At 65.8% G+C, this 24,668-nt stretch carries 21 protein-coding genes and 1 pseudogene; 14 read left to right on the plus strand and 8 right to left on the minus strand.

Annotated elements, in window-relative coordinates; translation table 11 throughout:
* Window positions 1-430, minus strand: a pseudogene (locus tag AC5RUU_RS07725) (HNH endonuclease); the annotation flags it as partial.
* 251 nt (window positions 431-681) lie between these two features.
* Entirely contained in the window at window positions 682-1,302 is a 621-nt protein-coding gene (locus AC5RUU_RS07730) for an L-threonylcarbamoyladenylate synthase (RefSeq protein WP_493974631.1), read from the minus strand.
* A 129-nt stretch (window positions 1,303-1,431) separates the two neighbouring features.
* Here AC5RUU_RS07730 and AC5RUU_RS07735 point away from each other — a divergent pair, with 129 nt between their 5' ends.
* The 6 genes from AC5RUU_RS07735 (at window position 1,432) to AC5RUU_RS07760 (ending at window position 5,611) form a co-directional block, all read left to right on the plus strand.
* Window positions 1,432-1,866, plus strand: a complete 435-nt coding sequence (locus AC5RUU_RS07735) for a VOC family protein (RefSeq protein ID WP_493974632.1) — start codon at window positions 1,432-1,434, stop codon at window positions 1,864-1,866.
* A 307-nt stretch (window positions 1,867-2,173) separates the two neighbouring features.
* Complete coding sequence (locus AC5RUU_RS07740; protein WP_493974633.1) at window positions 2,174-2,860, plus strand: hypothetical protein; 687 nt, start codon at window positions 2,174-2,176, stop codon at window positions 2,858-2,860.
* Between the two features lie 13 nt (window positions 2,861-2,873).
* Window positions 2,874-3,380, plus strand: a complete 507-nt coding sequence (locus tag AC5RUU_RS07745) for an HAD domain-containing protein (RefSeq protein WP_493974634.1) — start codon at window positions 2,874-2,876, stop codon at window positions 3,378-3,380.
* 155 nt (window positions 3,381-3,535) lie between these two features.
* Window positions 3,536-4,795 carry an inorganic phosphate transporter gene (locus AC5RUU_RS07750; RefSeq protein WP_493974635.1) on the plus strand — a complete coding sequence of 420 codons (1,260 nt, stop codon included), beginning with the start codon at window positions 3,536-3,538 and terminating at the stop codon, window positions 4,793-4,795.
* Window positions 4,792-5,013: a hypothetical protein gene (locus tag AC5RUU_RS07755; RefSeq protein ID WP_493974636.1), complete on the plus strand. Its 222-nt coding sequence runs from the start codon at window positions 4,792-4,794 to the stop codon at window positions 5,011-5,013. Before AC5RUU_RS07750 ends, AC5RUU_RS07755 begins: the two co-directional genes overlap by 4 nt.
* Before the next feature lie 46 nt (window positions 5,014-5,059).
* The gene (locus AC5RUU_RS07760; protein WP_493974637.1) at window positions 5,060-5,611 is read left to right on the plus strand and encodes a dihydrofolate reductase family protein; all 552 of its coding nucleotides are present in this window, start codon (window positions 5,060-5,062) and stop codon (window positions 5,609-5,611) included.
* A 27-nt stretch (window positions 5,612-5,638) separates the two neighbouring features.
* Here AC5RUU_RS07760 and AC5RUU_RS07765 read toward each other — a convergent pair whose 3' ends face one another.
* On the minus strand, window positions 5,639-6,109 hold the full coding sequence (locus tag AC5RUU_RS07765) for a hotdog fold thioesterase (RefSeq protein ID WP_493974638.1): 471 nt from the start codon (window positions 6,107-6,109) through the stop codon (window positions 5,639-5,641).
* Window positions 6,110-6,329: 220 nt separating this feature from the next.
* Here AC5RUU_RS07765 and polA point away from each other — a divergent pair, with 220 nt between their 5' ends.
* From polA to rpsA, 4 genes are all read left to right on the plus strand, one after another.
* Complete coding sequence (gene polA / locus AC5RUU_RS07770; protein ID WP_493974907.1) at window positions 6,330-8,972, plus strand: DNA polymerase I; 2,643 nt, start codon at window positions 6,330-6,332, stop codon at window positions 8,970-8,972.
* 47 nt (window positions 8,973-9,019) lie between these two features.
* Window positions 9,020-9,631, plus strand: a complete 612-nt coding sequence (locus tag AC5RUU_RS07775; protein ID WP_493974639.1) for a GyrI-like domain-containing protein — start codon at window positions 9,020-9,022, stop codon at window positions 9,629-9,631.
* A gap of 62 nt (window positions 9,632-9,693) precedes the next feature.
* Window positions 9,694-10,992, plus strand: a complete 1,299-nt coding sequence (locus AC5RUU_RS07780; RefSeq protein ID WP_493974640.1) for a GNAT family N-acetyltransferase — start codon at window positions 9,694-9,696, stop codon at window positions 10,990-10,992.
* A 209-nt stretch (window positions 10,993-11,201) separates the two neighbouring features.
* Complete coding sequence (gene rpsA, locus AC5RUU_RS07785) at window positions 11,202-12,677, plus strand: 30S ribosomal protein S1 (RefSeq protein ID WP_079596020.1); 1,476 nt, start codon at window positions 11,202-11,204, stop codon at window positions 12,675-12,677.
* A gap of 115 nt (window positions 12,678-12,792) precedes the next feature.
* Here rpsA and AC5RUU_RS07790 read toward each other — a convergent pair whose 3' ends face one another.
* Both AC5RUU_RS07790 and AC5RUU_RS07795 read right to left on the minus strand, forming a co-directional pair.
* Window positions 12,793-13,326: a GNAT family N-acetyltransferase gene (locus AC5RUU_RS07790; protein ID WP_493974641.1), complete on the minus strand. Its 534-nt coding sequence runs from the start codon at window positions 13,324-13,326 to the stop codon at window positions 12,793-12,795.
* Window positions 13,310-13,996 carry an IMPACT family protein gene (locus AC5RUU_RS07795; RefSeq protein ID WP_493974642.1) on the minus strand — a complete coding sequence of 229 codons (687 nt, stop codon included), beginning with the start codon at window positions 13,994-13,996 and terminating at the stop codon, window positions 13,310-13,312. The genes AC5RUU_RS07790 and AC5RUU_RS07795 overlap by 17 nt, the downstream gene beginning before the upstream one ends.
* Before the next feature lie 59 nt (window positions 13,997-14,055).
* Between AC5RUU_RS07795 and coaE the strand changes: the two genes are divergently transcribed.
* The 4 genes from coaE to AC5RUU_RS07815 all read left to right on the plus strand — a co-directional run bounded on the left by coaE (window position 14,056) and on the right by AC5RUU_RS07815 (window position 20,237).
* Window positions 14,056-15,270 carry a dephospho-CoA kinase gene (gene coaE, locus AC5RUU_RS07800; RefSeq protein ID WP_493974643.1) on the plus strand — a complete coding sequence of 405 codons (1,215 nt, stop codon included), beginning with the start codon at window positions 14,056-14,058 and terminating at the stop codon, window positions 15,268-15,270.
* An 81-nt stretch (window positions 15,271-15,351) separates the two neighbouring features.
* On the plus strand, window positions 15,352-17,451 hold the full coding sequence (gene uvrB, locus AC5RUU_RS07805; RefSeq protein WP_493974644.1) for an excinuclease ABC subunit UvrB: 2,100 nt from the start codon (window positions 15,352-15,354) through the stop codon (window positions 17,449-17,451).
* A gap of 218 nt (window positions 17,452-17,669) precedes the next feature.
* Complete coding sequence (locus AC5RUU_RS07810) at window positions 17,670-18,698, plus strand: TerC family protein (protein ID WP_493974645.1); 1,029 nt, start codon at window positions 17,670-17,672, stop codon at window positions 18,696-18,698.
* 105 nt (window positions 18,699-18,803) lie between these two features.
* A complete protein-coding gene (locus tag AC5RUU_RS07815; protein WP_493974646.1) occupies window positions 18,804-20,237 on the plus strand; it encodes an MFS transporter in 1,434 nt (477 codons plus the stop codon).
* On the opposite strand, the gene AC5RUU_RS07820 is transcribed toward AC5RUU_RS07815, so the two are convergent.
* From AC5RUU_RS07820 to AC5RUU_RS07830, 3 genes are read right to left on the minus strand one after another with little or no spacing between them, the layout of a single operon-like run.
* Complete coding sequence (locus AC5RUU_RS07820) at window positions 20,223-21,536, minus strand: alpha/beta fold hydrolase (RefSeq protein WP_493974647.1); 1,314 nt, start codon at window positions 21,534-21,536, stop codon at window positions 20,223-20,225. The genes AC5RUU_RS07815 and AC5RUU_RS07820 overlap by 15 nt on opposite strands.
* The gene (locus AC5RUU_RS07825; protein WP_493974648.1) at window positions 21,529-22,029 is read right to left on the minus strand and encodes a GNAT family N-acetyltransferase; all 501 of its coding nucleotides are present in this window, start codon (window positions 22,027-22,029) and stop codon (window positions 21,529-21,531) included. The genes AC5RUU_RS07820 and AC5RUU_RS07825 overlap by 8 nt, the downstream gene beginning before the upstream one ends.
* Window positions 22,030-22,078: 49 nt before the next feature.
* On the minus strand, window positions 22,079-24,619 hold the full coding sequence (locus tag AC5RUU_RS07830; RefSeq protein ID WP_493974649.1) for a DEAD/DEAH box helicase: 2,541 nt from the start codon (window positions 24,617-24,619) through the stop codon (window positions 22,079-22,081).
* Between the last annotated feature and the right edge of the window lie 49 nt (window positions 24,620-24,668).

Genomic DNA, 24,668 nt, shown 5'->3' on the forward strand with positions numbered 1-24,668 from the left:
GCGGGTCCCGCCGGTACGCCGCGGCCCGGACCGCGCTGATGATGGCCCGGTCCCCGGCCCCGTCCAGGGTGCCGGTGTCCGCGGCGAGTTCCTCATCAACGGCGAACCGGTCCTCCACCGACAGGCAGGCTGTCTCCCTCACCACCAGCGTGGTCCGCCACTCATTCAACAACCCCGACCGGAACGCCACGAACGTGTGCGGCATCCCCGTCAGTGCCTTGGCCATGCCCAGCATCCTGCCGCCCCTCGCCGGGGACTCCCGGCGCGCCAACGCAACCTGCGCAGCCACCCCTGCGCCCAGCCCGTCGGCCGGGACCCCTGCTGCGGCCTGCTCCCGCCGCTGCGCCTGATCAAACGCGACGCTGATCTCGGCCTGCCGGGCAGCAACCAGCGACTTCACATCCTCCAGCGCCCGCAGCTGGTCAATCATCCCCGCACCATCGCCGGCGACACGGAAAGAAGACAGGACCGCGAAAGCATCAGCAACCGCCGGAACACCACCGTGCCCCGCAGGTACTCCCGCGACTACCCCTGCCAACGCCCCAAACGCCTCCATAAACAAAGTCTTCCAGCACCCACCGACAACCCCGGCCACCCAAAACCCCTATGTGGAAAAGCCGCGCCCCACCAGAGATGCCTACCCCGCTAATTGGCGGGGCCGCCGTCGTCCGTAGCCGGAGCTTACTCGAAACGGGACGCGTCTCCGGCGCCGTGCCGGACCACCTCCGCCACGCCATTGGAGAAGTCCACCACCGTGGTGGGCTCCGCGCCACAGTCACCGGCATCGATCACCGCGTCCACCTGATGGTCCAGCCGCTCCTTGATGTCCCAGCCCTGGGTCAGCGGGTCTTCCTCGTCCGGCAGCAGGAGGGTGCTGGACAGCAGCGGTTCGCCAAGCTCAGCCAGCAGCGCCTGGACCACCCGGTTGTCCGGGATCCTGACGCCCACGGTCTTTTTCTTCGGATGGAGCAGCCGCTTGGGGACCTCCCTGGTGGCAGGCAGGATGAAGGTGTAGCTGCCAGGGGTGACCGACTTGATGCTCCGGAACACGTCGTTGCCGATGTTCACGAACTGCCCCAGTTGCGCGAAGTCCCGGCAGACCAGGGTGAAGTGGTGCTTGTCATCCAGTTGCCGGATGCTCCTGATCCGGTCAAGGGAGTCCTTGTTGCCCATTTGCGCGCCCAGCGCGTAGCAGGAGTCGGTGGGGTAGGCGATCAGCCCGCCGTCGAGGATGATGCGGACAGCCTGGCCGATGGCCCTGGGCTGGGGGTCCTGCGGATGAACGTCGAAGTATCTGGCCATGACCCGAGCCTACTGGCAGCCGGGCCAGGCCTGCACGAACGTCTCCAAACCCCCTACCAGCGAGCCCTTCTTTGGGGCAGGATGTTGTGTGGTTCCACCGCGTCCATCCCCATTCAAGGAGATCAAGCCATGCCGACCATCCTCAACCCTTACCTCAGCTTCCGTGACAACGCCCGCGAGGCGATGAACTTCTATCAGTCCGTGTTCGGCGGCGACCTTCGGGTCAGCACCTTTGGGGAGTACCAGGCCAGCGAGGACCCCGCTGAGGCCGAAAAGATCATGCACGGCATGCTCACCACCCCGCAGGGCCTGGTCCTGATGGGCGCGGACACCCCCAGCGGCATGGAATACCGTGAGGGATCCGCCATCTCCATCTCGCTCAGCGGCGAGGACGAGGCGGAACTACGCGGCTACTACGACAAGCTCAGCGGCGACGGCGGGTCGGTGACCGTTCCGATGGAGAAGTCCCCGTGGGGGGACATCTTCGGAATGTGTACCGACCGCTATGGCATCGGCTGGCTGGTCAACGTCAACGCCGCCCAAGGCACCACCGGCGCACCCTGATCCTTCCGGAGTATCTCCCCGCGACATGCGTCCAGGGGAGATACTCCTCGGGTCGGATCCGGTACGCGCTAGCCCTGCTTCCGCGCTACGAAGTGGGCGTTGAACGGGTCCTCCGCCAGGTCCAGCACCTGCACGTCCCGGAATCCGGCGTCCCGTACTATCGTTCGGCGTGTGTTGTACGCCCCACAGCCTGCCAAGCCCGGCGTCGTCCTGCGCCAGTGAGACCGACATGCAGTGCCGCCGCCACAGCCGGCACAGCGGATAACCACTCCTTGAGGCGCAGGCCGGCGCCTGCGACGATGGACGGGTGGAGTCCCTTCTGGAGTTTCTGTCCGACAAATGGTGGCTGGTGTTTCCGCTGGGTGCCTTTGCCGGACACTGGGCCAACAGCTGGCGCAAGGCCAGCGAGCGCCGCCACCAGCGGAAGGTTGAACTGTACAAGCTGCGGAACCAGCACCGGGAGGCGGAGAAGGCGTCAACGGCGGAAGTCGAAGCCCTCATGGCAGCCCATGACGCCACCAGCCGGCGCTGGCTGGACTATGAGCTGGATGTCGGCAAACTCATCGACTTTCCGCTCATGACGGACGTTCGGGAACCACTGACCGTGGCGTTCCTTCGGGCCAAACGCGAAGCCGACGGCCAGCGGCCCACTGCTGCAGCCGACGTCACGTCGGCCGCCCGGCTTGAGGCGTACCGGCAGGCGGTTAATAACTTCGCCGTGGCACTCGACGTTGCTGAGCGGGAGGCACGGCGCATCCGGGACAGCAAGTTTACCGGGCCCGAACGCGAGCGGCTGGCAACCGCACGAAAGCTGCTGATGATCGCGGAAAACCACGCCGCCACTCCCGCAGAGCGCCAGGCCGCCTATAAGAGGGCGCGCCGGGAACTGGACGGCCTCATCGTCCTGCCGGAGCCGACCATCGCCGCGTTGGAGGAGCGTCTGGCTCCCGGGCTGGACGCAGGTGGACGGCCCTCGGAGTTCCGCCCGATCTGAGAGGCAGGTCGGTGTGGCCCGCACGCTCTACATCGACGTCGACGGCGTCATCTGCCCTTTTGGCCCGGAGGGAACCACTGACTGGGGCTCAGCGTGGCGCCGTGCGGACGCCGGCCTCCTGCCCGTGGCTTATGCCGTGGAACTGGTGGAGGGTCTGAACGCGCTGGCCCGGACCGAAGGCGTCCGGTGTGTGTGGCTCACCAGCTGGGAGGAACTTGCCCCGCAATACCTGTGCCCGGCCATCAACCTCGATGGCGGCAGCTGGCCCTACCTGTCGGTGACGGGGCCGGCTGGTGGAACCGGGTGGTGGAAGCTCCGCGCCATTCAGGAAGACCTGGAAATTACCAGCCCCGAGGCTGTGGTCTGGATCGACGACCAGCTGGCTTTTGAAGCGGATGCGCAGGCATGGGCAGGGCTCCTGGGCCGGCGGATGCTGACGGTTTCCCCGGATCCGCGCCGCGGTATTTCCCCGCCTGAGCTGGCAGCTGTCCGCGCCTTCCTCACCCGGCCGGTTTTTTGACCTGATGGCCCGGACGCGTACGATCGATAAGGTTTCCCGCCGGTTCAGTAAACGCCGCAAGTCATTCCACACGAACAGCTGGTGAATTATGCTGTGCAAGGCAGCAGCCGGGGGATAGAAACTGCCGAACGTCGACTCTGCAGATTGGGCAACAGGTGGATATCACCTTCATGGTGGCGCTGGTCATCGCGCTGGCACTATTTTTCGACTTCACGAACGGCTTCCACGACACCGCAAACGCCATGGCCACCCCCATCGCAACGGGCGCCATCAAGCCGAAAACAGCGGTGACCCTGGCTGCCATCCTGAACCTGGTGGGCGCCTTCCTCTCCACGGAGGTAGCCAAAACGGTTTCGGGCGGCATCATCCGCGAAGGTTCGGACGGCATCCAGATCACGCCGGATATCATCTTTGCCGGTCTCATGGGCGCCATCCTGTGGAACATGATCACGTGGCTCAAGGGCCTGCCCTCAAGTTCCTCCCACGCCCTGTTCGGTGGCCTGATCGGCGCGGCGGTGGCTGGCATCGGGTTCCACTCCATCAACCTTGAGGGCCTCATGCAGAAGGTCATTCTCCCGGCAATCTTCGCGCCGCTCATCGCCGGCATCGTCGCGTTCCTCTGCACCCGCCTCGCCTATGCCCTGACGTCCCGCCATGACCCTGAGACCGGCAGTAAGCTCACGCAGAAACGCGGCGGCTTTCGGACCGGCCAGATCTTCACTTCCAGCCTGGTGGCACTGGCCCACGGCACCAACGACGCCCAGAAGACCATGGGTATCATCACGCTGGTCCTGATTGCGGCCGGAACCCAGGACCCCGGCAGCGGGCCCGAGTTCTGGGTCATTGCGGCCTGCGCCTTCGCGATCGCCATCGGCACCTACGCCGGCGGCTGGCGCATCATCCGGACCATGGGCGCCGGGCTCACCGAGGTCAAGCCTGCCCAGGGCTTCGCCGCCGAAACCAGCACTGCTTCCGCCATCCTGGCGTCCTCCCACCTTGGCTTTGCCCTCTCCACCACCCAGGTGGCTTCCGGTTCCGTGATCGGCTCCGGAATGGGCCGCAAGGGCACCAGCGTGCGCTGGAGCATGGTGGGAAAGATCGCCCTCGGTTGGCTCTTCACCCTCCCCGCCGCGGGCATCGTGGGCGCACTGACTGCCCTCCTGGTCAAGACCGGCGTGGTGGGCGTGCTGATCGCGGCCATTGCGGGCACCGCTGCCGTGCTCTTCATGTTCTTCTACTCGCGCAAGTCCGCCGTCGGCCACCACAACGCCATTGAGGTGGAGGAAGCCGGCCAGGCTATCCGTTTCAGGAAGAAGAAGGCCCTCGCCAGGGCCAGGGCGCACGCCAAATCCCAGGAACAGGCCCGGGCAAATGCCGACGCCGACACCACCAACCCGAAGGAGACGCAGCGATGAAGTGGCTGGAACTCGTGACCGTAGCCGGTGCCACCCTTGTGGCCGCCGTCACCGTGGTGGTCCTGTACTCGCTGGGTGTCCGGCTGACGGCCATTGCAGCCGATTCGCAGCAAGCGTCCCCCGGCATCAAGAAATCTTTTGCCTACATCTGCTTCGGCCTGTGCAGCCTGGCAGTGCTCTTTGGGCTCTACCTGATCATTCCGTACTTCTCCGGCTAGCACCGGCCTCTGGGCAGGCCGGACGGCTTTGGCTAGGCTTGGCCCCATGCCACGCATCCAGTACTTCGTTGCTGCCTCAATGGACGGCTTCATTGCCACGTCCACGGACGACCTCGGCTGGCTCCTGCAGTTCGACGGCTTCGAGGGGGGAGCCGAAAGCTATGAAGCATTCATGGCGGAAGTTGGCTGCATCGTCATGGGCGGGGAAACCTACGCCTGGCTAATGGCGCACGAACCGGACAAATGGCCGTATCCCGGTACGCCATGCTACGTGTTCACCCGGCACGAGCACTCCGCTCCGGCCGGCGCGGACATAACATTCGTCCGGGGGGACGTCGCCGAATTCATCGAGGACTTCCGGCGGGCTGCGGGAGGCAAGAACATCTGGGTGGTGGGCGGCGGAAACCTTGCAGCCCAGTTCGCCGATGCCGGGCTGCTGGACGAGATCATCCTCTCGGTCATCCCGGTGGTCCTGGGGAACGGCAAGCGCCTGCTGCCGCTGTCCGGTCCGACGGCGCCCCTTGAGTTGGCTGCCTCGCGCACTCTGGGCAGGGGAGTGGTGGAATTGCGGTACGTCCTGAACAACGGCGGTTCCTAGCGGCGCGGTGACCCCCGGTTTTGGCTGCTAGCCCGGGGAAGGGTTGTCCCTGATCAGGTTGGTGATCCGGGCGGTCGACAGCCGCCTGCCCTGCTCGTCGGTCATGACAATCTCGTGGCTTGCCAGGGTCCCGCCCAGATGGATGGCCGTGCAGGTTCCCGTGACCAGCCCTTTCGCGATGGAGCGGTGATGCGTGGCACTGACCTCGATGCCTACGGCGTGCCGGCCAGGACCGGCGTGCATGCCCGCTGAAAATGAACCAAGCGTCTCTGCCAGCACCACGTGCGCGCCGCCATGCAGGATCCCTGCCACCTGGGTGTTGCCCTCCACCGGCATGGTGGCCACGGTCCGTTCCGGGCTCATCTCCAGGAACCGGATGCCCATCTTAACCACCAGCGCGCCGATCCCGTACCGGCCCAGCCAGCCGTGCAGGTGATCCGGAATGCCGGCGGCCACGAGCTCTTCCTGGAAAGGGCCCCGCGTGAAATTGTCCATCATGGCAACTAGGCTGGCACCTGTGAGTGAAACAACCAAACCGGCCCCTTTTCCGTCCGAAGTTCTTCCGCAGGACCCTGCCCTGGAAGGCAAAAGCTCCCTGGCGGGCACCGCCGTCAAGGACCAGGTTCCTGCCTCCGCCGGTGAATCAGTTTCAGCTACCGCGGCCCCGGTAGTGCCCCTGACTGGCCAGCCCCGGCTCCTGGTGCTGGACGGCCACTCCATGGCTTTCCGTGCCTTCTTCGCCCTGCCCGCGGACAAGTTCTCCACGATGAACGGGCAGCACACCAATGCCATCCACGGCTTCACATCCATGCTGATCAACCTGATCAAGGAGCAGCAGCCCACCCACATTGCCGTGGCCTTCGACGTTTCGGATGAAACCACCCACCGCAAGGCCCAGTACAGCGAGTACAAGGGCGGGCGGAACGAAACCCCCCGCGAGATGAGCGGCCAGATTGACCTGATCGCGCAGGTTGTCGAGGCCTGGGGCATCAAGACCATCAAGCTGCCCGGGTACGAAGCTGACGATATCCTCGCCACCCTTGCCGCAATGGGCGAGAAGGCCGGCTTTGAGGTGCTGCTGGTCTCGGGCGACCGGGACGCATTCCAGCTCATCACGGACAACGTCTTCGTGTTGTACCCCAAGAAGGGCGTCAGCGACATCCCCAGGATGGACGCGGCGGCCATCGAGGCAAAGTACTTCGTCAGCCCGTCCCGGTATTCCGACCTTGCCGCCCTGGTGGGGGAGACCGCGGACAACCTGCCGGGCGTGCCCGGTGTAGGCCCCAAGACGGCAGCCAAGTGGATCAACCTCTACGGCGGACTGGAAGGCGTCCTGGACCACCTGGACTCCATCGGCGGGAAGGTCGGTGACGCGCTGCGCGAGAACGTTGAAAACGTGAAGCGGAACCGCATGCTCAACCAGCTCCATACGGACCTGGAACTTCCCGTCACGCTCGATGACTTGTACCAGCCCCGCCCGGACCAGGCAGCGCTGGAGGATTTGTTCGACCAGCTCGAATTCAAGACCATCCGCAGCCGGCTCTTTGCACTCTACGGCGAAGAGGACACCCCAGCCGCCGAACGCGCGAGCATTGACGCGCCGGACTACACCACCCCCGCCTCCGCCTCGGAACTGGAAGCATTCCTGGCCGCCGGGGCAGGGCAGCGGTCCGCCGTCGCCGTGGACCTCATCCCCGGACGGATCGGCGAGGACGCCGCGGCGCTGGCCATCGTCCGGGACGGCGCGGCTGCCTACATCGACCTCTCCAGCCAGGATGCCGACACGGAAAACGTGCTGGCCGCCTGGCTGCGGGATCCTGAAGCTCCCAAGGTGATGCACGGGTTCAAAGCGGCCCTGAAGGCGTTGACTGCCCGCGGACTGGAACTGGAGGGCGTGGTGGACGACACCTCGATCTCCGGGTACCTCATCCAGCCGGACCGCCGCTCCTACGAGCTGGACGAACTCGCCCAGCACCACCTGAACGTGGGGATCCCCGCGGCCACCGCCAAGGCGGGCCAACTGGAACTGTCCTTTGACGGGGACGATACCGCCGCCGCCGACGCACTCGTCCAGGCTGCCGCCGTCGTGCTGTCCCTGAGCCGGTACTTCGAGGGCGAGCTCAAGGAGCGCAAGGCGGAGGAACTGCTGTCCACCCTGGAGCTGCCGGTCAGCCGCGTCCTGGCCGACATGGAGCTTGCCGGCATCGGCATCGACATGGACCGCATGGACGAGCAGCTTGCCGACCTTGCCCGGGTCATTGACCAGGCGCAGGATCAGGCGTTCGCGGCCATCGGCCACGAGGTCAACCTTGGTTCGCCCAAGCAGCTGCAGGCAGTCCTGTTCGACGAACTGCAGCTGCCCAAAACCAAGAAGATCAAGTCCGGCTACACCACCGACGCCGCGTCGCTGAAGAACCTCCTGGAAAAGACCGGGCATGAGTTCCTGGTCCAGCTCATGGCACACCGGGAAGCGTCCAAGCTCCGCCAGATGCTCGAGTCGCTGAAGAAGTCAGTGGCCGAAGACGGGCGCATCCACACCACCTACGCGCAGAACGTGGCTGCCACCGGCCGGATCTCGTCCAACAACCCCAACCTGCAGAACATCCCCATCCGCAGCGAAGAGGGCCGCCGGGTCCGCGGGATCTTCGTGGTCAGCGAGGGCTACGAATGCCTGCTGTCCGCCGACTACTCGCAGATCGAGATGCGCATCATGGCGCACCTGTCCGGCGACGAGGGCCTGATCCAGGCGTACCGGGACGGCGAGGACCTGCACCGGTTCGTGGGCTCGAACATCTTCCACGTGCCCACGCATGAAGTCACCAGCGCCATGCGCTCCAAGGTCAAGGCGATGTCATACGGGCTCGCATACGGTCTGACGTCCTTCGGCCTGTCCAAGCAGCTGGAGATTTCCGTCGACGAGGCCCGCACCCTCATGAAGGACTACTTCGACCGGTTCGGCGCCGTCCGCGACTACCTCCGCGGCGTGGTGGACCAGGCACGGGTGGACGGCTACACCGCCACAATCGAAGGCCGCCGCCGCTACCTGCCGGACCTCACGAGCACCGACAGGCAACTGCGGGAAAACGCTGAACGCATCGCCCTCAACAGCCCCATCCAGGGCTCGGCCGCGGACATCATCAAACGGGCCATGCTGGGCGTCCACGCTGGGCTGCAGGCCCAGGGGCTGAAATCCCGGATGCTGCTGCAGGTGCACGACGAACTGGTCCTCGAGGTCGCCGCCGGTGAGCGCGAGGTCGTGGAGAAGCTCGTCACCGAACAGATGGGTGCCGCGGCGGACCTCACCGTCCCCCTGGAGGTCCAGATCGGTGTTGGCCCCAGCTGGTACGACGCCGGGCACTAAGAAGGCAGGCGCCAGGGGCAGGGCAACAGAATGAGGGGCGGGGCGCGATGGACAAGTACGACGTCCGAAAGCAGTTCAAGGAACTGTACGCGCCCCGCGCCAATGATTTTGTGATGGTCACCGTCCCGCCGTTCCAATACCTGGTGGTGCACGGGCAGGGAAATCCCGGCACGGCTCCCGCGTATGCAGCGGCGCTTGAAGCACTGTACTCGGTGTCCTATGCTGCGAAGTTTGCCAGCAAGCGCAACGGGCGGGACTACACCGTGGGGCCGCTGGAAGGTCTGTGGACAGCAGACGATCCGGGTGCATTCACGCGGGGCGACAAGGACAGCTGGAAGTGGACCATGATGATCGCGCAGCCGGACTGGATCGGTCCGGCCGAGGTGCAGGAAGGCATCGCGAAGGCGGCGGCAAAGAAGGTCCCGGGGCTGGACCGGATCCGCCTGGAGACGCTGGACGAAGGGCTTTCAGTGCAGATCTTGCACATTGGCAGCTATGACGACGAAGGGCCCACGCTGCACCGCCTGCACAGCGAGTACATGCCGGCCAGCGGCCTGTCGTTTGCCGGCCCGCACCACGAGATCTACCTCAGCGATGCCCGCAGGGTAGCGCCGGAAAAGCTCAGGACCATCCTCCGCCAACCCGTGCGCCGGCTCTGACCGGCTGGCGGCAGCGTGTCGCTGCTGGCGGGACGCCCGACGCATTGGCTAGGCTCAGGCGGATGGGTGATCTGAGCGGAAACTATGAGATCCGTCGCTTCGGCGCGGTGTCCGAAGGCAAGGACGGCTACGCGGAGGCGGAGACCTGGGCCAGGGCTGTGGCTTTCGGCTTCCACGAGTCCACCCGCACGCCCGAGCATGTGGCGAAGTCCCTAGCCACCTACGAAACGGACGGCCGCGTCCTGACCGGCGTCTACCAAACCGGCGAGGTGGCGCCGGGTTCTTTGCCTGCCGAGGTGCCGGTGGCCACCTTCGCCACCTTCCGCAAGAGCCTTAACATTGGTTTCGGCCGGATGCTGGCGAGTCACCTGGTCACATCTGTGACAGTACGCACCTCGCACCGCCGACGCGGGCTGCTGCGCCGGATGATGAGCGAGGACCTGCACCTCGCCAAGGAGGACGGCATCGCGATGGCTGCCCTTACCGCATCGGAGGGAACCATTTACGGGCGCTTCGGCTACGGCGTCGCCAGCTTCGAACGCTCCGTCAAGGTCGATACCACCGCGCGGTTCAGCCTGGTGCACCAGCCCACAGGCAGCGTCGAAATCGCCGACCCCACGGCCCTGCTGCAGCTGGCGCCTGAGGTCTTTGAGCGTGTCCACCAGCTCACTCCCGGGTCCCTCGGCCGGCAGGACTGGTACCGGCACCTGGCGTCAGGATCGCTGGGCCGCGACGGCAAGGAGGATCCCGCCATCAAAGTGGCGCTCCACTATTCCGTGGATGGAGCCGTGGACGGCTACGTCTCCTACAAGTTCCTCGGCTGGGACAAAGAACCCTATACCGTGGAAGTGGTGGACCTCGTGGCCGCCGGCAACGACGCCTACCTGGAGCTCTGGCAGTTCCTCGGCGCCATCGACCTGGTGCAGCGCGTTTCGTGGGACGAAGCGCCGCTCGACGACCCCTTGACCTGGGCCCTCGCCGACCCCCGCTGCATCGATTCGTCGGACAGCCGCGACATGCTGTGGCTCCGCATCCTCGACGCCGCCAAGGCTCTGGAGGCCAGGCACTACCCGGCGGACGGCCGGCTGGTCTTCGAAGTCCATGACGCCCTTGGCCTCTCGGCAGGAACTTTCGCCCTTCGGGCCGACGGCGGCCAGGCCGCCGTCGAACGCCTGCCCGAAACCACCGAAGCGGACCTGGTGCTGGACGTTTCGGCCCTGTCCTCGATTTACCTGGGCGCCGTATGCCCCGTCACGCTGGCTGCGGCAGGCCGGATCCGGGAAAACACGGCGGGCGCTGCGCTGAAAGCCCGGCAGATGTTCGCGGTGGAGCGGGCCGCGCATTGCCTCACCCACTTCTGACGGGACGGCGCAACGGCCCGCTTTGACCCCCGTTGCGGGCTACGACTAGAATAAACGGGCGTGTACCACGTGCACGTTTTCTGAAATCCACAAAATCAGGATGACCCCGGAGGATCCGTCGGATTCACCGCGAATCGCGCCTGCGTTCCATAACGCGGGCGCACTGGTTTGCCTGACCGACTAACTATCCACAACGGAGCCCCTACTACATGACCATCACCTCCACCGAGAAGCCCGGTACCCCCGTAGTCGCCATTAACGACATCGGTACCGCTGAGGACTTCCTCGCAGCTGTCGACGCCACCATCAAGTACTTCAACGACGGGGACCTCGTCGAAGGTACCGTCGTCAAGGTCGACCGCGATGAAGTCCTGCTCGACATCGGTTACAAGACCGAAGGTGTCATCCCCTCCCGCGAGCTGTCCATCAAGCACGATGTTGATCCCGGAGACGTCGTCTCCGTCGGCGATCAGGTCGAAGCCCTGGTGCTCACCAAGGAAGACAAAGAAGGCCGTCTGATCCTCTCCAAGAAGCGTGCTCAGTACGAGCGTGCCTGGGGCGACATCGAGAAGGTCAAGGAAGAAGACGGTGTTGTCACCGGTACCGTCATCGAGGTTGTCAAGGGTGGTCTTATCCTCGACATCGGCCTGCGCGGCTTCCTGCCCGCATCCCTCGTCGAGATGCGCCGCGTGCGCGACCTGGCTCCGTACATCGGCCAGCAGATCGAAGCCAAGATCATCGAGCTGGACAAGAACCGCAACAACGTTGTGCTGTCCCGCCGTGCATGGCTCGAGCAGACCCAGTCCGAGGTCCGCTCCACCTTCCTCAACAAGCTGGAAAAGGGCCAGGTCCGTCCCGGCGTTGTTTCCTCCATCGTCAACTTCGGTGCCTTCGTGGACCTTGGCGGCGTAGACGGCCTGGTTCACGTTTCCGAGCTGTCCTGGAAGCACATCGACCACCCGTCCGAGGTTGTCGAGGTTGGCCAGGAAGTCACCGTCGAGGTACTCGAGGTGGACCTGGACCGCGAGCGCGTCTCCCTGTCGCTCAAGGCTACGCAGGAAGATCCGTGGCAGACCTTCGCCCGCACCCACGCCCTCGGCCAGGTTGTTCCGGGTAAGGTCACCAAGCTGGTTCCGTTCGGTGCGTTCGTCCGCGTCGAAGACGGCATCGAAGGCCTGGTCCACATCTCCGAGCTGGCCGTACGCCACGTGGAGCTGGCCGAGCAGGTTGTCTCCGTTGGCGACGAGCTGTTCGTCAAGGTCATCGACATCGACCTGGAACGCCGCCGCATCTCGCTGTCCCTCAAGCAGGCCAACGAGGGCGTCGACGCCGACAGCACCGAATTTGATCCCGCTCTGTACGGTATGGCTGCAGAGTACGACGAAGAGGGCAACTACAAGTACCCCGAGGGCTTCGATCCTGAGTCCAACGAGTGGCTTGAAGGCTACGAGAACCAGCGCGCCGCCTGGGAGCAGCAGTACGCTGACGCCCAGACCCGCTGGGAAGCCCACAAGAAGCAGGTTGCCCAGCACGCTGCCGACGACGCTGCTGCTGCAACGTCCGGTGACGGCGACTCGGGAGCCACCAGCTACTCCTCCGAGCCCGCTGCCGCCGACACCGGCGCCGGCACCCTGGCTTCGGATGAGGCTCTTGCCGCCCTGCGCGAGAAGCTGACCGGCAACTAATTGCCACCGGCGCCGGGCTGTTCCGGTGCCAACGCTACAGACCCCCTGCGGAAGCAGGGGGTCTGTAGCTTTAATTTGGCCGGAATGGTGGCGCGTCCTACTGCGGAAGTCCTCCCTAAAGTTCGACGACGGCGAGAACAGTCCCGTCGCCGTCGGGCCTTAGCTGCCCGCCCAGCGAGGCAAGCAGATGCTGTGCCGCTTCGTTCCCGGCGAGGGTCCGGGCCACCACCCGCGACAGTCCTGCCCGCCGCGCCTCGGCCATGACCAGGCGCAGCGCCGCACCCCCAATTCCCCGGGACCGGAAGCTCCTGCCCAGCCAGATGCCCGCTTCCGCAACAGTCCCAGTTGGAAGGCCCTGCCCGGCCTGGACTGGTGCAATGTCTGCTGCTGTCCGCCGGAGCCGGACGGACCCGGCCAGGTTGCCCTCGCAAAGGATGCCCCATGTCTTTTCGCCGGCTTTCCCGTCCAGCCCTTCCGCCGCGGCGCGGTGGTAACTGCGGAACCACGCCGTCCGTTCGGGGTTCCAGCCGGGCCCGCCCAGCGGGGGAGCAACCTCGTCCGGTGACGCGTCGCGCTTGGCCAGCGCCAGCAGCGACTCCATGACAACGTCGTCCACGTCCACCAGGGATATCTCAGGGGAGGGGCGCATCCACCCATTCCGTTCCTTCGGGTGTGAGGTCCGCGGATCCCGCGGTCAGTGACCGGAGCCGCTCAGCGGCCGCAGCGATGGACGCCGGCTCGTCCGGCAGCGCCACCCGCAGGACGGTGTGCCTGCCGCCGTAGGTTGTTCCGGCCATCACGAAGCCGGCGGCGCGGAGGTCGTTTTCCAGCCTTCCGGCGGCGTGGGGCACGGCCGTCGAACAGATCCGCAGCCTGCTGCGCCGCACCAGGGGAACCAGGGAAAGGGCCGAGGAGACCGACTCCGAGTAGGCGCGGACCAGGCCTCCCGCTCCCAGCAGCACGCCGCCGAAATAACGCACGACGACGGCACTGACGTCGCTGAGGTCTGCCACCCCGGGCGCAGTTTCCCTCTTGGCAAGGGCCTCCAGCATGGGTATGCCCGCGGTGCCGGAGGGCTCGCCGTCGTCATTCGACCGCTGGATGTCCCGGTCCGGTCCGATGATGAAAGCGGAACAGTGGTGCCGGGCGTCGTGGAACTCGCGCCGGAGGCCGGCCACCAGGTCGCGGGCGTCCTCCTCGCTGCCCGCACGACGCAGGACGGTAATGAACCGTGAGCGTTTGATCTCAAGCTCGTGGCGGACATCCGGCCCTGCGGCCAGGGTGGTGTAGGCGGCCGCCCTGCTCTCTTGATCTTGCACCCGGCCCAGTCTAGTCAGGTGGCGGTGTGTGGGGGGTGTGCGGGGATTAGGGTTGGAGGGTGCTGAAGATCGGGTTGACGGGCGGAATCGCTTCTGGGAAGTCAGTGGTGGCCGCGCGGCTGAAGGAGCGCGGCGCCGTGCTGGTGGACGCGGACGCGCTGGCACGGGAGGTGGTGGAACCCGGTACCGACGGGTTGCGCCGGATCGTGGACGAGTTCGGCGCGGAGATGCTTGACGACAGCGGATGGCTGGACCGTGCCCGCCTCGGCCAGGTGGTCTTCGGGAATCCGGAACGGCTTGCCGTCCTTAACGGGATCGTCCACCCACTGGTCCGTGCACGCGCCGCAGCCATCGTGGCGGGCTCCGCCAGTGACGCCGTGGTGGTCCAGGACACTCCTTTGCTTGTGGAGACCGGCCAGGGAAGCGGCTTCCATCTGGTGGCAGTGGTGGACGCGCCGGACGACGTGCGGGTACAGCGGATGCTGGAGCGCCGGGGCATGACGGCAGAGGCCGCGCGTTCGCGGATGGCAGCGCAGGCAACGCGTGAGGAACGTCTGGCCGCTGCGGACGTCGTCCTCGACAACGCGGGCAGCATGGAGGACCTGGTGAAGCAGGTGGACGAACTCTGGGATGCGCGGCTTGTACCATTTGCCAGGAACCTGGCCGCAGGAACCCCAGCTGCGCGGCAGGGCGGACCCGTCTTGGAACCGTACCGGAAGGAATGGCCGAAGCAGGCGGCCAGGATCGCGGAAAGGCTGACGACGGCGGCCCCCGGGCTCATCCTGGGGGTGGACCACATTGGCTCCACGGCCGTCCCCGGGCTGCCCGCGAAGGACGTCATCGACCTGCAGGTTGCGGTGACCAGCCTGGACCTTGCAGCCAGTGCTGCGCCTCTGCTGGCGGAAGCCGGTTTTCCCTTAGTGCCCGGCGCCCGCTCCGACACGCCCAAACCGGGTGAGCCGGATCCCCGGCAGTGGCAGAAGCGGTTCCACGCCAACGCCGACCCTGGCCGTCCTGTCAACATCCATGTCCGCGCTGCCGGCTCGCCCGGGTGGCGATACGCCCTGATGTTCCGGGACTGGCTGCGGGATGACCCGTCCGCGCTCCGGCTCTATGCAGCGCACAAGGCAAACCTCGCCCAGCGCTTTGCCGGGTCCGCCGGCACCGGCGTGTATGCCGAAGCCAAGGAACCGTGGTTTACGGATGTAGCATGGCCGCGGATGTCCGCGTGGGCCGCACGCACAGGGTGGGAGCCACCGTCGTACCCGTCCTGAAGCCGGCCGGCGGACCCGGCGGCTGTTCGCCAGTAACGGACTCGGCCTGCCGCTGTCGGTGCCCGGCTGTAAATTAGATCCATGAGCCTTGCGCAGGATATTAACCGTGTTGTAGCGCCTTTTGAGGTCATCAGCGAGTTCAAGCCTGCGGGCGACCAGCCGGCGGCCATCGCGGAGCTGACGGCTCGCATCAACAACGGCGAGAAGGACGTGGTGCTGCTCGGTGCCACGGGCACAGGCAAAAGCGCCACCACAGCCTGGCTGATCGAGCAGGTGCAGCGCCCCACGCTGGTCATGGTGCAGAACAAGACCCTTGCCGCGCAGCTGGCCAACGAGTTCCGGGAGCTGCTGCCCAATAATGCGGTGGAGTACTTCGTCTCCTACTACGACTACTACCAGCCCGAAGCATACGTTCCCCAGACGGACACCTTCATCGAGAAGGACTCATCCATCAACGAGGAAGTGGAGCGGCTTCGGCACTCCGCCACCAACGCGCTGCTGACCCGCCGCGATGTTGTGGTGGTGGCCACCGTGTCCTGCATCTACGGCCTGGGCACGCCGGAAGAGTACATCGCCGGCATGGTCACGCTCCGTAAGGGACAGGAAATGAACCGGGACGTGCTGCTGCGGAAGTTCGTCTCCATGCAGTACGCCCGAAACGACATGGACTTCCACCGTGGTACGTTCCGCGTCCGCGGCGACACCGTCGAAATCATCCCGATGTACGAGGAACTGGCGCTTCGGATCGAGTTCTTCGGGGACGAGGTGGAGAATATCTACACCCTCCACCCCGTAACCGGCGAGGTCATCCGCGAGGAAACGGAAATGTACGTCTTCCCCGCGTCCCACTATGTGGCCGGACCGGAACGAATGACCCGCGCCATCAAATCCATCGAGGACGAACTCGCCGAAAGACTGGCCGTCCTCGAAGGGCAGAACAAGCTCGTGGAGGCCCAGCGGCTGCGGATGCGCACGGCCTACGACCTCGAAATGATGCAGCAGATGGGCTTCTGCAACGGTATCGAGAACTATTCACGCCATATCGACGGCCGTCCCGGGGGATCGGCGCCGCACTGCCTCCTGGACTACTTTCCGGACGACTTCCTGCTGGTGGTGGACGAATCCCACGTGACCATCCCGCAGATCGGCGCCATGTACGAAGGCGACATGTCCCGGAAACGGACCCTGGTGGACCACGGCTTCCGGCTGCCCTCCGCCATGGACAACCGGCCGTTGAAATGGGACGAGTTCCTGGAACGCATCGGACAGACCGTTTACCTGTCGGCCACGCCCGGCAAGTACGAGCTCGGCAAGGCGGACGGATTCGTCCAGCAGATCATCCGCCCCACCGGCCTGGTGGACCCCGAAGTCATCGTCAAACCCACCAAGGGCCAGATCGACGACCTCCTGGGTGAGATCAGGACCCGCGTGGAGAAGGATGAGCGCGTCCTGGTGACCACGCTGACCAAGCGTATGGCGGAAGACCTCACGGATTACCTCCTGAGCCATGGCGTCAAGGTGGAGTACCTGCACTCGGACGTGGACACGCTGCGCCGTGTCGAACTGCTGCGCGAACTCCGGCTGGGCAGCTTCGACGTCCTGGTGGGCATCAACCTCCTCCGGGAAGGCCTGGACCTTCCCGAGGTTTCCCTGGTGAGCATCCTGGACGCGGACAAGGAAGGCTTCCTTCGTTCGTCCACGTCCCTCATCCAGACCATTGGCCGCGCGGCACGCAACGTCTCCGGCCAGGTGCACATGTACGCGGACCGGATCACCGACTCCATGGCCAACGCCATCGACGAAACCAACCGGCGCCGCGCCATCCAGGTCGCCTACAACACCGAACACGGCGTGGACCCCCAGCCGCTGCGGAAGAAGATCGCGGACATCACCGACCAGTTGGCACGGGAAGATGCCGACACGCAGGAATTGCTCAACAACAACCGCCTGGCCAAGGGCGCCAAGCGTGGTAAGTCCGGAGCGAAAGCATCAGCCCAAGTGCGTTCCGACGGGCTGGCCGCCGCGCCCGCCGAGGACCTGGTGGGCCTGATCGAACAGCTCACCGAGCAGATGCACGGCGCCGCAGCCGAGCTGCAGTTCGAAGTGGCCGCCCGGATCCGGGACGAGGTCAGCGAACTGAAGAAGGAACTGCGGCAAATGCAGGCAGCCGGGCACGCGTAGGCGGTCCACCGGGCGACACATGACACCGGCCGGGAGTGGCAGCGCTCCCGGCTGGGGTACAGTTAACGTCACGTAGGGGAGTATCCCGAGCGCTACGATCGTCAACACGCAGGGCATGGTTGCCCCGCCGGGCGTAGCGGGCCGCCCATCAGCACCAAGTGCACAGGCAGGCCGGAGAGACTTACACCGCATCTCTGTACCCTGCGAAAGGCTACCCTGTGCTCGAATTGCCCGTGTGGTTCGAAGTCGGCTCCTTTGTCGTCCTCGGCCTGATCCTCCTCATCGACCTCCTCCTGGTGGTCCGCCGCCCGCACGAGCCTTCCATGAAGGAAGCCGGCCTCTGGGTGGCGTTCTACGTCACCCTCGCCCTGGTCTTCGCCGGGGCAATGTTCGCCTTTACCGGCCCTGAATACGGCGGCCAGTTCGTTGCCGGCTGGGTCACGGAGTACAGCCTCAGCATCGACAACCTGTTTGTCTTCATCATCATCATGGCCCGGTTCTCGGTGCCCCGTAAGTACCAGCAGGAAGTGCTGATGGTGGGCATCATCATCGCCCTCATCCTGCGCGGCATCTTCATCATGCTTGGCGCTATCGTGATCGAGCAGTTCAGCTGGGTGTTCTACATCTTCGGTGCCTTCCTGCTGTGGACCGCGTGGAAGCAGGCCCAGGATGAGGGCGAAGACGAGGAAGACCGGGAAAACCCGCTCATCGCACGGATCCGCAAGGTCATGCCCATGTCGGAGAAGTTCGACGGCAACAAACTGCGCACCACGGTGAACGGCAAGAAGGTCTTCACTCCCATGCTGATCGTGTTCATCACCATCGGCCTGACGGACCTGCTGTTCGCCGTCGACTCCATCCCCGCAATCTTCGGCCTCACCCAGAGCCCGTTCATTGTCTTCACTGCCAACCTGTTCGCCCTGATGGGCCTGCGCCAGCTGTACTTCCTGCTGGGCGGCCTCATGAACCGCCTGATCTACCTGAAGCACGCACTGTCCTTCATCCTGGCGTTCATCGGCGTCAAGCTGGTCCTGCACGCGATGCACGTGAACGAGCTGCCGTTCATCAACGGCGGCCAGCACATCGAGTGGGCACCCGAGATCCCCACGTTTGTGTCACTGGCGGTCATCGTCGGCACCATCATCGTCGCGGTGGTCGCAAGCCTGGTCAGCTCCAAGGCCAAGGAAGCCCATCTGGATCCCCGCCTGGAGGAAGACGTCCGCAAGAGCCACAGCGACGTCGACTAACGCTCTCCAACCGTTTCTGACAGCAGTCCCGGCCGCCCCGCGGCCGGGACTGCTGCTTTTAATTGCCCCCTGTGGGAGGCCGCTGCCGGGGACTATGCTCTGTCCATGGCCCCCACAGAGTTGACCGAAGAAGGCGTGCGCCAGGTCCAGCGGCGCACCGTTGTCCTGCTGGCTGCCGCCCAGGTCTTCGGGGGAATCGGCACGGGCGCAACGGTTTCCATTGGTTCGATCCTTGCGGTTGAGCTGTCCGGTTCCAGTGCGTGGGCCGGGGCCGTGGCAACGGTCATGACCCTGGGAGCGGCGCTGGCGGCGCTGCCGCTCGCTTCGCTGGCGGAGCGCAAGGGCCGCCGGATCGGCCAGGTGGCGGGCCTCTCCGCGGCCCTTGCCGGCACGCTGCTGATGGTCCTGTCCATCGTGACCGGAGTCTTTGTCCTGCTCGTACTGGGCGCGGCCGGGATTGGAGTGGGCACCGCCGCAAGCCTCCAGGCGAGGTTCGCCGCCGTCGACCTCGCCGAGGCTGAACACCGCGGCAGGGCGCTGTCCACCGTGGTGTGGGCTGTGACGGTGGGAGCCGTGGCCGGGCCCAACCTGATTCAGCCCGGCACTGTGGTGGGAGCCGCACTGGGGCTGCCGCCGGTCGCGGGTCCCTTTGTGATCTCTGCGGCCGGGTTGCTGGTGGCCACGGTACTGGTTCTCGCCGGCCTCCGGCCCGACCCGCTGCTCCTTGCCCGGGAGGTAGCCGCCCGGCAACTTGCTCCCGGGCAACCTGATGAGCGGGGACCTGCTGTGCGGGGGCCTGTTGCGCCTGGCATGCCGGCGACTGTCGCGCCGCCGCAGGGCAGCATTGCCGGCGCAGCCGGCCGGGAAACCAGCCGCGAAGCCAAACCGGCGGGCGGATCACTGGTTCGGGGCATCCGGGCCATCCGTGCGTCCCGGACGGCGCTGCTTGCCGTCGCGGCGGTCATCGGCGCCCACGCCGTCATGGTGGGCGTCATGTCCATGACGCCGCTGCACCTGCAGCACCTGGTGGAAGGACCCGGAGCATCCCATGCCGGGCATGCAGCGTCGGGTGACGTGCTGGTGATCATCGGGTTCACCATTTCCCTGCACATTGCCGGCATGTTTGCGCTGTCACCGGTCATGGGCTGGTTGACGGACAAGGCAGGCCGGACGGAGACGGTCATGATCGGCTTCACGCTGCTGATCACCGCTGTCCTCGTGGCTGGATTTGGCCAGGGATCCACCACTGCCGTGGCCGTCGGCCTGGTGCTGCTCGGCATGGGCTGGTCGGCCGCTACCGTTTCCGGGTCAACCCTCCTGGCCGAAAGCGTCGGGCAGGAAGCGCGCGTGGTGGTCCAGGGTGTCTCCGACATGCTGATGGGCACAGCCGGGGCAGTGGGCGGCGCAGTCTCCGGCCTTGTCCTCAGCTGGACGGGCTACCTGGAGCTGAACATGCTGGGCGGCGTGGTGGGCGCCGGTGTCCTGGCCGCGGCCTTCCTGACACGCGTAGCCGGGCGCCGGGCGTCAGCGCCGGCCTGACCTTGCCATCCCCAGCAGGCGGGCAAAGATCCCTTCGCCGTCGTCAGCGATGCCGTCGTGGTGGAAGTCTCCTGTCTCCCAGACCTGGAGCCCACGGACCGTGGCCGCGGTTTCGAGGGACAGCTTCCGGTCCACGTAGATATCCTCGGAGTAGACGGCCGCCGCCACCGGGACCCGGTTGGCGGCGAGGCGCCGGACGTCGTAGAGCGGCGGCCAGTCCTGCTTGGCAGCGAGCAGCGCGGCCACCCCGCGGAGCGGCTGCAGCGCCGGGTCCTGGTCGAAGTACCAGGGGTAGACCATTTCACCTGTGAGCAGGAGGGGCTCTGCTTCCGGCCGGAATTCGGGGTACTCCTCGAGTACCCGCCACGCCGACCAGTCCGTGGCCTGACCCTGGCCGTAGATGGATTCATGCATCAGGGCGTACAGGGGGTTCGAGCTGCGCGAGACGATGCCCTGCACCTGCTCAAGGAACGGGTCGGAAAGCCGGGGACCATCCGCGGTATCCGTGAAGGCGTCCTCCAGCAGGTAGTGCAGGCTGTCCACCCTGGTGTTGCCGCCCAGGAAAGCCCCCACCATTTGGAAGCGCTCCACAGTGAGGGCACCGCCGTCGGGAAGAAACTCCGGCGTGCTCCGCAAATGCCGGGCAATGCGCTCCACCATGGCCCGGTCCTCCGGGTACCAGCTGAAGTACTCTGCGTTCCGTGCCGCCACCCGCTGGAACGTGGCCCGGTAAACGTCGTCGGGAGGGCCGGTCAGCGGAGCCAGTCCGCCGGTGATGAGGACTTCCCGGAGGCCCTCCGGGGCAAACGACAGGTAGGTCAGCGCGCAGAAACCCCCGTAGCTCTGGCCGTAGACGGTCCACGGCTCCGACCCCAGCGTTTTCCGGATCAGCTCGGCGTCCGCCACGATCGAATCGGCCCTGAAGTGTTCCAGGTACGCGGCCTGCCCTTCCGCCGTCCCGCGGAGCGGCAGGGTGTTGCGGTCAGCGGGCGTGGACAGCCCAGTGCCGCGCTGGTCCAGCATCAGGATCCGGAAGTCCTTCGCCGCGGCCTTGCTCCAGCCGCCGAGGGAGCCGAACCTGTTGCCACGCCCGCCCGGACCGCCCTGCAGGAACAGCAGCCAGGGAAGGTCCTGCGCTTCGTCCTTACTGTGGGAAGCCGAGACATACTCCCGGGCGAAGACGGTGATGGCCTCGCCGTCCGGGTGAGAGTGGTCGAGGGGCACCGTGAAGTAGTGCTCAACGGTGCGCATGCCCCGGAACTCATGCCGGGCCCGGATCACGTGGCCTGCGTCAGCCATGTGCCGCAGCGGGGACGGCGCTGCCAAACTGCTCGAGCGCTTCTCCGGTGAGCCTGAACGTGGACCACCCGTCCATGGGGCGGGCACCCAGCCGGCGGTAGAAATTGATGGACGGCTCGTTCCAGTCCAGGACGCTCCATTCAACCCTGGCGTAGCCGTTGTCCACCGCTATGGAGGCAAGATGCTGCAGGAGGGCCTTGCCGTGGCCCTCGCCGCGGGCCTCCGGAGTGACGTACAGGTCTTCCAGGTAGATGCCGTGCACGCCCTCCCAGGTGGAGTAGTTGAGGAACCAGAGCGCAAAGCCCCGGACCTCCCCGGCCTGGTTCTCGGCCATGGCCGCAAAGACGCGCGGGCTTTCGGCGAAGAGAACCTGCTGCAGCATCTCCGGGGTGTTGCGGACGGCGTCCGGTTCCTTTTCGTAGTGCGCCAGTTCGTGGATCATGCGCAGAATCGCGGGCACGTCTTGTTCGGTTGCTGGGCGGATAACACTCATTGTTCGAGCTTACCGCCGGGAGTCCCGGCTGCCGCAGGTTTGGGCAGCGTCAGAGCCGGTTCACGTTTGTCACCCGCACCACTGCGGTTCCGGTTTCGTCCGACGCCGCGAGGTCCACTTCGGCGGAAATCCCCCAGTCGTGGTTCCGCGCGGGGTCATCGAAAATCTGCCGGACGTTCCACACCCCGGTTTCCTCCGTGATGATGAGCAGTCCCGGGCCGCGCGCGTCAGGACCGGTGCCGATGTCGTCGTGTTCGTCGAAGTAGTCATCCAGGGCGTCTTCCCAGCGGTCGCGGTCCCAGCCCGAGCCGCCGTCCAGTTCTCCCAGCGCCCCGGCATCCTCGTCGGCGAACAGTTCGACGCGGCGGAACATCTCGTTGCGGACCATCACCCGGAAGGCCCGGATGTTAGAGGTGAGCGACGGCGGGGGAGGCGGCGGGGCGTCATGGGGAGTCGGGGCAGCCCCGGAGGCCAGTTCCTCCCACTCATCCAGGAGGCTTGAGTCCACCTGCCGGACCAGTTCGCCCAGCCAGGCGATGAGGTCTTCCAGGTCCTCCCGCAGCATGTCCTGCGGCACCGTCTGCCTCAGCGCCTTGAATGCGTCGGCCAGGTACCGCAGCACGATGCCTTCGGAGCGGGCCAGCCCGTAGAACTGCACAAATTCCCCGAAGTTCATGGCACGCTCATACATGTCCCGGACCACGGACTTGGGCGCCAGTTCGAAGTCGCCCACCCAGGGCGCCGCCTTCCGGTAGACCTCGAAGGCCTCGCCGAGGATGTCCGCGAGAGGCTGCGGGTAGGTGACTTCCTCCAGCATGGCCATCCGCTGGTCGTACTCGATGCCGTCCGCCTTCATCGCCGCCACGGCTTCGCCCCGCGCCTTCTTCTGCTGGGCAGAGAGAATCTGGCGGGGCTTTTCCAGGGTCGCCTCAATCACGGACACCACGTCCAGGGCGTACGACGGCGACTCCGGGTCAAGGAGCTCCAGTGCCGCAAGTGCGAAGGGGGAGAGCGGCTGGTTGAGCGCGAAGTTCGGCTGCAGGTGGACGGTCAGCCTGACGGTGCGTCCGTCTGCTTCCTGCTGGTCCATGGGAATCCGTTCCACCACCTCCGCTGCCAGCAGTTCGCGGTAGATTCCCAGCGCCTTCTTCATCAGCTGCAGCTGGGAGGAGCGGGTCTCGTGGTTCTCCGTCAGGAGCCGTCGCGCGGCCGCAAAAGGATCACCGGGCCGTTCCAACAGGTTCATGAGCATGGCGTGGGTGACCGTGAAGCTGGAGGTGAGCGGGTCCGGCACGGATTCGACAAGGCGCTTGAAGGTCGGTTCGCCCCAGGAGACGAAACCTTCAGGCGGCTTCTTCTTGACCACCTGGCGCAGTTTCTTCTGGTCGTCACCGAACTTGGCCACAGCCTTGGCCATCGCCTTGACGTTCTCCGTCACGTGCTCGGGAGCCTGGACCACTACGGTGCCGGCGGTGTCGTAGCCCGCCCGGCCGGCACGTCCGGCTATCTGGTGGAACTCACGCGAGTTAAGCAGCCGGGTGCGGACGCCGTCGTACTTGCTCAGCGCGGTGAGCAGGACGGTACGGATGGGGACGTTGATGCCCACGCCCAGTGTGTCGGTGCCGCAGATGACCTTGAGCAGCCCGGCCTGCGCCAGCTGCTCCACGAGCCGCCGGTACTTGGGCAACATGCCCGCGTGGTGCACGCCGATGCCGTGCCGGACCAGCCGGTTGAGGGTCTTGCCAAAGCCGGCGGCAAAACGGAAGTTTGCGATGAGCTCGGCAATACGGTCCTTCTCCTCCCGGGTGCAGACGTTGATGCTCATCAGCGTCTGGGCCCGGTCGATAGCCTCGATCTGGCTGAAGTGCACGACGTACACCGGGACCTGCCTGGTGGCCAGCAGCTCCTCCAGCGTCTCGTGCACAGGGGTCTCGTGGTAGTAGAAATGCAGCGGAATGGGCCGTTCGGCGGAACTTACGGTTGTGGTGGGGCGGCCGGTGAGGTCCGTCAATCCCTTTTCGAACCTGGTGACGTCACCCAGGGTGGCGGACATGAGCAGGAACTGGGCCTGCGGAAGTTCCAGCAGTGGCACCTGCCACGCCCAGCCGCGCTGGGGGTCCGAGTAGAAATGGAACTCGTCCATGATCACTGAGCCGAGCTCCGCTGCCAGGCCCTCGCGCAGGGCAGTGTTCGCCAGGATCTCCGCCGTGCAGCAGATGATGGGCGCGTCCTGGTTGACGCCGGAATCGCCGGTGATCATGCCGACGTTCTCGGCGCCGAAGATCTCGCACAAGGCAAAGAACTTCTCCGACACCAGGGCTTTGATGGGGGCCGTGTAGTAGCTGCGCCGGCCCTGGGCCATGGCCTGGAAATGCGCTGCGATGGCCACCAGCGATTTCCCGGAGCCGGTGGGGGTGGCCAGGATGACGTTGGCGCCGGTTGCCAGCTCCATGATGGCCTCGTCCTGCGCCGGGTACAGGGACAGGCCACGGCTTTCCGTCCATTCGGCGAAGCGTGTGTAGAGGTCGTCGGGATCGACGGCGGCGGCGGAGTTCCGGGGCAGATCGGTGAGCTGGTCAACGAGTTTCATTGATTTCCAGCTTAGTGCCAGCTTGCTCCCGGAAATCCGCCGCGTACCG

This window comes from Arthrobacter sp. K4-10C, assembly GCF_059090085.1.

What these genes read in the sequence shown, in the direction of transcription:
- AC5RUU_RS07780 (WP_493974640.1), top strand. Translation starts at nt 9,694, where the DNA reads ATGGGTGATCTGAGCGGAAACTATGAGATCCGTCGCTTCGGCGCGGTG.
- rpsA (WP_079596020.1), top strand. Translation starts at nt 11,202, where the DNA reads ATGACCATCACCTCCACCGAGAAGCCCGGTACCCCCGTAGTCGCCATT.
- AC5RUU_RS07825 (WP_493974648.1), bottom strand. Translation starts at nt 22,029, where the DNA reads ATGAGTGTTATCCGCCCAGCAACCGAACAAGACGTGCCCGCGATTCTG.
- AC5RUU_RS07820 (WP_493974647.1), bottom strand. Translation starts at nt 21,536, where the DNA reads ATGGCTGACGCAGGCCACGTGATCCGGGCCCGGCATGAGTTCCGGGGC.
- AC5RUU_RS07735 (WP_493974632.1), top strand. Translation starts at nt 1,432, where the DNA reads ATGCCGACCATCCTCAACCCTTACCTCAGCTTCCGTGACAACGCCCGC.
- AC5RUU_RS07730 (WP_493974631.1), bottom strand. Translation starts at nt 1,302, where the DNA reads ATGGCCAGATACTTCGACGTTCATCCGCAGGACCCCCAGCCCAGGGCC.
- AC5RUU_RS07760 (WP_493974637.1), top strand. Translation starts at nt 5,060, where the DNA reads ATGCCACGCATCCAGTACTTCGTTGCTGCCTCAATGGACGGCTTCATT.
- AC5RUU_RS07755 (WP_493974636.1), top strand. Translation starts at nt 4,792, where the DNA reads ATGAAGTGGCTGGAACTCGTGACCGTAGCCGGTGCCACCCTTGTGGCC.
- uvrB (WP_493974644.1), top strand. Translation starts at nt 15,352, where the DNA reads ATGAGCCTTGCGCAGGATATTAACCGTGTTGTAGCGCCTTTTGAGGTC.
- polA (WP_493974907.1), top strand. Translation starts at nt 6,330, where the DNA reads ATGGCTTTCCGTGCCTTCTTCGCCCTGCCCGCGGACAAGTTCTCCACG.
- AC5RUU_RS07775 (WP_493974639.1), top strand. Translation starts at nt 9,020, where the DNA reads ATGGACAAGTACGACGTCCGAAAGCAGTTCAAGGAACTGTACGCGCCC.
- AC5RUU_RS07830 (WP_493974649.1), bottom strand. Translation starts at nt 24,619, where the DNA reads ATGAAACTCGTTGACCAGCTCACCGATCTGCCCCGGAACTCCGCCGCC.
- AC5RUU_RS07765 (WP_493974638.1), bottom strand. Translation starts at nt 6,109, where the DNA reads ATGATGGACAATTTCACGCGGGGCCCTTTCCAGGAAGAGCTCGTGGCC.
- AC5RUU_RS07790 (WP_493974641.1), bottom strand. Translation starts at nt 13,326, where the DNA reads ATGCGCCCCTCCCCTGAGATATCCCTGGTGGACGTGGACGACGTTGTC.
- AC5RUU_RS07815 (WP_493974646.1), top strand. Translation starts at nt 18,804, where the DNA reads ATGGCCCCCACAGAGTTGACCGAAGAAGGCGTGCGCCAGGTCCAGCGG.